This window comes from Leucobacter sp. M11 (genome assembly GCF_035726885.1).
Lineage (GTDB): Bacteria > Actinomycetota > Actinomycetes > Actinomycetales > Microbacteriaceae > JAPFRB01.
The window spans coordinates 561,771-567,345 of the sequence record NZ_JAPFRB010000002.1 but is presented as its reverse complement, the minus strand read 5'-3'; the positions used below and the strand labels follow the sequence as shown (position 1 = coordinate 567,345).

The window sequence follows — 5,575 nt, the reverse complement described above, 5'->3', positions numbered from 1 at the left end:
GGTGGTTCACCCCGACCGCGAAACCGATCGCCGCGGCCCGGGCCCGGCTCAGCCCCGAGGCCACATCGAGCCAGCGCGGGTCGTCGCCGGTTAAGGCCAGCCCCGTCGTGAGCACGACCTCGCCGCCCTCCAGGTAGGGGGAGAGATCCACCAGTTCCGTCGTCGCGGCCCAGGTGATCTCCGGGTCCTCAGCGCCCTGCATCACGAGACGCAGGCTGAGACCCGGCGCGGCTAAAAGATCGGAGAGACGAGCCATGCTGACATCCTTGCACATTCAGATACCTAGGATTGTGCAAAGATGGCCGTCGCCCGGCGACGCTCCGGGGTAGCCTGAAAGCGCCAGGAACCCCCGAGCGAAAGGCCCAACGTTGAGCACCTCCCCCGCGGACCACCCCGAAGCCAGCAGCGGACCCCTCAGCGGCGTGCGCGTCGCGGACTTCTCCCGCGTGCTCGCCGGCCCCTATGCCACGATGCTCCTGGCCGACCTCGGCGCCGACGTCATCAAGATCGAGGGCCCAGAGGGCGACGGCACCCGGCAGTGGAAGCCCCCGGTCAACGCGGCCGGACAGTCCACCTACTACGCGGGCGCGAACCGGAACAAACGCTCCGTCGTCTGCGACCTCCGTGCCGAGGAGGGCCTGGCCACGGCCCGCCGCCTCGCCGAGAGCGCCGACGTCGTCATCCAGAACTTCCGCCCCGGCACGATGGAGCGCTTCGGGCTCGGCTACGAGGCCGTCGCGGCCGCAAACCCCGGCGTGGTCTACTGCTCGATCTCCGGCTTCGGCGAGGAAGCGGGCGCCGCGCTCCCCGGCTACGACCTGCTCGTGCAGGCCGTCGGCGGGCTCATGTCCATCACCGGGCAGCCGGACTCCGAGCCCACGAAGGTCGGCGTCGCGCTCGTCGATGTGATCACGGGGATGAACGCGGTCATCGGCATCCAGGCCGCCCTGCGGGCCCGCGACCTCGACGCGGGGTCCGGCGCGACCGGGCTCGGCCAGCACGTCCGCGTCAACCTGCTCAGCTCCCTGCTCTCCGCGCTCGTCAACCAGGCCTCCAGCACCCTGGAGACGGGGACGTCTCCCGGCCTGCTCGGCAACGCGCACCCGAGCATCGCCCCCTATTCCACGTTCGCGACCGCGGACCAGCCCATCGCGCTCGCCGTCGGCACCGACACCCAGTTCGGCAAGCTCGTCGCCGTGCTGGGGGCCCCGGAGCTGGCCACCGACGCCCGTTTCGTGGACAACGAGACCCGGGTGGCGCACCGCGAGGAGCTGAAGGCCGAGCTGGAGCAGCGGCTCACCGCGCAGCCCGCCGCGCACTGGCTCCCGCTCCTCGGCGCGCAGCTCGTGCCCGCGGGGCAGGTAAACACCGTCGGCCAGGCGTTGGCACTTGCCGAATCCCTGGGGCTCAACCCCGTCGCCGAGACGGAACGCGACGTGGCGGGGACGACCGCGGTCATCCGCACCGTGGCCAATCCCATCGACCTGTCCCGAACCCCTGCCCGGTACTCGAGCGCCCCGCCCGAGCTCGGCGAACACGACGGCGCGGACTGGCGTGAGCCCGCCCGCCGCAGCCCCGCCGCGGAAACGCGACACCCCTGAAGCATCAACGCAGCACCCAGCACGAAGGAGACAAGATGACCACCATCGATACCCTGTTCAACGTCGCCGACTACGTCACCGAGGAAGAGCGCGAGTGGCAGCGCAAGGCCCGCGAGTTTGCCCAGACGAAGATCAAGCCGACCATCGAGCAGGACTTCGAGGACAAGCGTCTTCGCAAGGAGCTCATCGCCGAGGTGGGCAAGGCCGGGTTCTACGGGATGTACATGCAGGGCTACGGCATGGCCGGGGCCTCCTCGGTCGCCTACGGCCTTGTCGCCATGGAGTTCGAGGCTGTTGACTCCGGCTTCCGTACCGTGCTCTCCGTGCAGGGCTCGCTCGCGATGGGCGCGATCTACAAGTTCGGCTCTGAGGAGCAGAAGAACGAGTGGCTGCCCCGGATGGCCGCCGGCGAGGCCATCGGGTGCTTCGGTCTCACCGAGCCCCAGGGCGGATCCGACCCGAGCACGATGATCACCACCGCCAAGCGCGAGGGCGACGAGTGGGTCATCAACGGAAAGAAGCGCTGGATCGGGCTCGCCACCGAGGCCGACGTCGCGGTCATCTGGGCCAAGGACGAGGAGGGCATCGTGCGCGGCTTCGTCGTGCCCACGAACACCCCCGGGTTCACCGCCACGGCAATCGAGAACAAGCTCTCCATGCGGGCCTCGCTGCAGTGCGAGATCGACCTCGTGGACGTGCGCCTGCCCGCGACCGCGATCCTGCCCGAGTCCCGCGGCCTGGGCTCCCCCTTCAAGTGCCTGAACGAGGCGCGCTACGGCATCGCCTGGGGCGTCATGGGCGCCGCCCGCGACTGCCTCGAGGTGGCCGTCGAGCGCTCGCAGACCCGCGAGGTCTTCGGCACCCCGATCGGCGGCAAGCAGATCATCCAGGCCAAGCTCGCCGACTGCTTCCTCGAGTACCAGAAGGGCCTCCTCGTCGCCCTGCACCTGGGGCGGCTGAAGGACGCGGGCAAGCTGACCCACGGCCAGATCTCCGTCGGCAAGCTCAACAACGTGCGCGAGGCGATCCAGATCGCCTCGGTCGCCCGCTCCATCCTGGGCGGCGACGGCATCACCAACGACTTCCCGGTGATGCGCCACATGGCGAACCTCGAGTCCGTCCGCACCTACGAGGGCACGGACGAGATCCACGCCCTCGTGATCGGTCGCGAGCTCACCGGCATCGCCGCCTTCGCCTAACCGCACCGCTGAGCCGGGCGGCGCCGCAGCGCGCCTCCCGGCCCCGCCGTGACCTGACACGGTCTGCCCGTAACCGGGGGGACTCGCGCGGCCGTGTCAGGTCCCGGGGGGAGCGCGAGCGTTCCCGGCCGAGCCGGGTGTTCCGCGACCATCTGTTTTTCCGGCGATATTTTCGATCTCCATAGAAAGAGGCGGGATTCCGCCCGGTTCGGCTGAGGACGGCCGAACGATCATCCACCCCGGTTTTCGGGGGCGCTGCGCCAAAATCACCCCGTTCCGGGCCTCAGCGACCCCGGCCGCGCGATGCGCGCTGGGGCTCCCGTTTTGTTCCTTATCTGCCTAGCGCTTTTCTGCCGTGTTAGCTTTTCGCCGAACACCGATACCTGCGTGTGAGCTGCGCAGGCGAGAACTGGCGATCAACGCCGGCGCTGGGGGCTCGTGGTTCCGTTGCTCGGACGGATGAAAGACATGGCCCAGAACAAGACCACTGAACACGCTGCGCCCCGCGGTATGCGGCTGCGCCCGCCCCCCGAAAACACCCACCCCCGGATGCTGCCGAAGCGGCTCCGCCCCTGGGTCTCCCGGCTCGTCATTGTGTTGCTTGCCGCCCCGCTGTCCCTGATGGTTTCGGCTCAGGCCGCCTTCGCCGGGGAGCCACCCCCGGCGGGCCAGGAGGGAACAACGCTCGAGGACGTCAGCCCCGCGCAGGACCCAGCGTCGGAGCAGGGCGAGGATGGCCCCGCCGAGGGGGAGGGGGCGGAGCCCACCGACTCGAACACCGGATCCGAACCCTCCGGAGGCGTGCCCGCCGCAGAAGAACCTGTTGACACGGACAACGACCCCGGATCTCCCAGCCCCCGTCTCCTCTGGGGCAAGACCACAGTTCTCCAGACCGCTCTCCGGGTCTCTCCGGACGCATCGCCGGGAGGGGTCCCCGAGATTCACCTGGGTGAGGTTTCCCCGGGCGAGACCGTGTCTTTCGTCTTGGTCGCGAAGAACTTCTCCAACACCACGATCGGCTCGAAGAGCGCGCCGGGTCACAGTCGAATCATCAGCGAGATCGGAGCCACCCTCGACGAGGTCTCCGCGAGTTGCGCGCCCTCCCCGGCCAACGCAAACGTCCGCTGCCTCCCCTCGACCGACATTCTGCCGGGCAACGTCGTCCAGCAGAACTGGGACGGCGGAAAGAACGGCACGATCCAGCTCACGGTGAACGGGACACTCCCCGCGGGCACCCCGCCCGGTGAGTATTCCATCCGGAGTTTCCTGCCGTCGAATTTCGAGAACAACTCGATGAACTCGCCGAAGCCCTTCACTACCTCAGGGCTGAAGACCGTCGGGAAAGCGGGCGATATTCGCGAGGCCACGGTGAGGTTCACCGTTCCCGTCGCTGAGCAGGTCGCGGATGCGGTGCTCTCCGTGGACCCGGGGATCCGCGTTGCGGATGGCACGGATGCTCACACCGCACGGGTGTCCGTCGAGAACCAGGCGGGGGAGCCGATGAGCGGCGTCGACGTCGTTTTCCGCGGCGCCCCGGAGCTGAAGCTGCCAACAATGCCCGTCACGACGAACATCGAGGGGATAGCAAAGGTCGCCATTACGAGCACCGTCGCCGGGACCCACGAGTTGGAAGCCCTCATCAACGGAAACCCGGTCGCGGGGAGCCCCGCACGCGTGAGCTTCGGGCCGGGGTCCCCCTCCGTCGGCGAACACGGGAAGAGTTCGCTCGCGGTGAGCGAGGGCACGCGAGTCGCCGACGGCGTGGAGCAGCACAGCGCCACGGCTACCGTGGTCGATGCGCAGGGGAACCCGGTTCCGGGCCTCCGGGTCGATTTCTCGCTTCCGCCCCGGGCAACCGCGAAGCTGAACAGCTCCTTCGCGACGACGAACGCCGAGGGCAAGGCCACGGTGACCGCCACCTCGACGGTCGCCGGAACCACCGCCGTGACCGCACAGCTGGGGAACAGCACCCTGCGGAACAGCCCGAGCGAGGTCACCTTCGTCGCCGGGAAACCGTCGCTGGGGGCCAAGGGGCAGAGCCGACTCTCCGCGACGACGGGCGACCAGTTCGCGGACGGCTCCGCTCGGCACACCGTGACCGCGACGGTGCTGGACGCGAACAAGAACCCGGTCGGCGCGACGGAGGTGCATTTCTCCGTGCCAGCGGCGTCGGGTGCGTCCCTCAGCCACGCGGTCGTCACAACGGACCCGCAGGGAGTTGCGACCGTTTCGGTGACCTCCGCTCGGGCCGGGAAGGTGCCGGTGTCGGCGACGGTTGGCAGTACCGCGCTGAAGAACAGCCCCGTGCAGCTGTCGTTTGTGGCCAAGACGGGTGACCCCTCCGTCGGGAAAAAGGGGAAAAGCTCCCTGACCGTTTCGGGCGGGGACAAGGTCGCTGACGGCAAGCAGGCGCACACCGCGACCGCCACAGTTCTGGACGCCAAGAAACGGCCGGTTGCGGGGGCGACGGTTCAGTTCGCGGTTCCCGGGAACTCGGGTGCCTCGCTGAGTGCGACGAACGTGAAGACGAACGCGCAGGGCGTCGCGACGGTCACGGTGACCTCGGTCACGGCCGGGAACGTGAAGGTGTCGGCCACGGTGAACGGCACGAGCCTGAGGAAGAGTCCGGGCACGGTGTCCTTTGTCGCCGGTGACCCGTCCGTGGGCAAGAAGGGCACGAGCTCCCTGCGGGTCTCCGGCGGGGACAAGGTCGCTGACGGGAAGCAGTCGCACACGGCGACCGCGACCGTTCTCGACGCGAACAAAAACCCGGTT

The 5,575-nt window shown here is 68.9% G+C and carries 4 protein-coding genes; 3 read left to right on the top strand and 1 reads right to left on the bottom strand.

The window, feature by feature from the left end; genetic code table 11:
- Positions 1-256: PucR family transcriptional regulator ligand-binding domain-containing protein (locus OOT08_RS07050; RefSeq protein WP_325091889.1), on the bottom strand; the 256-nt coding region annotated here is incomplete at its 3' end.
- Positions 257-368: 112 nt separating this feature from the next.
- Here OOT08_RS07050 and OOT08_RS07045 point away from each other — a divergent pair.
- From OOT08_RS07045 to OOT08_RS07035, 3 genes are all read left to right on the top strand, one after another.
- A complete protein-coding gene (locus OOT08_RS07045; protein WP_325091888.1) occupies positions 369-1,601 on the top strand; it encodes a CaiB/BaiF CoA transferase family protein in 1,233 nt (410 codons plus the stop codon).
- 35 nt (positions 1,602-1,636) lie between these two features.
- Positions 1,637-2,800 (top strand): acyl-CoA dehydrogenase family protein, encoded by a 1,164-nt coding sequence (locus OOT08_RS07040; protein WP_325091887.1) that lies wholly within the window; start codon positions 1,637-1,639, stop codon positions 2,798-2,800.
- A 468-nt stretch (positions 2,801-3,268) separates the two neighbouring features.
- A partial coding sequence (locus OOT08_RS07035) for an Ig-like domain-containing protein (RefSeq protein WP_325091886.1) occupies positions 3,269-5,575 on the top strand: 2,307 nt, incomplete at its 3' end.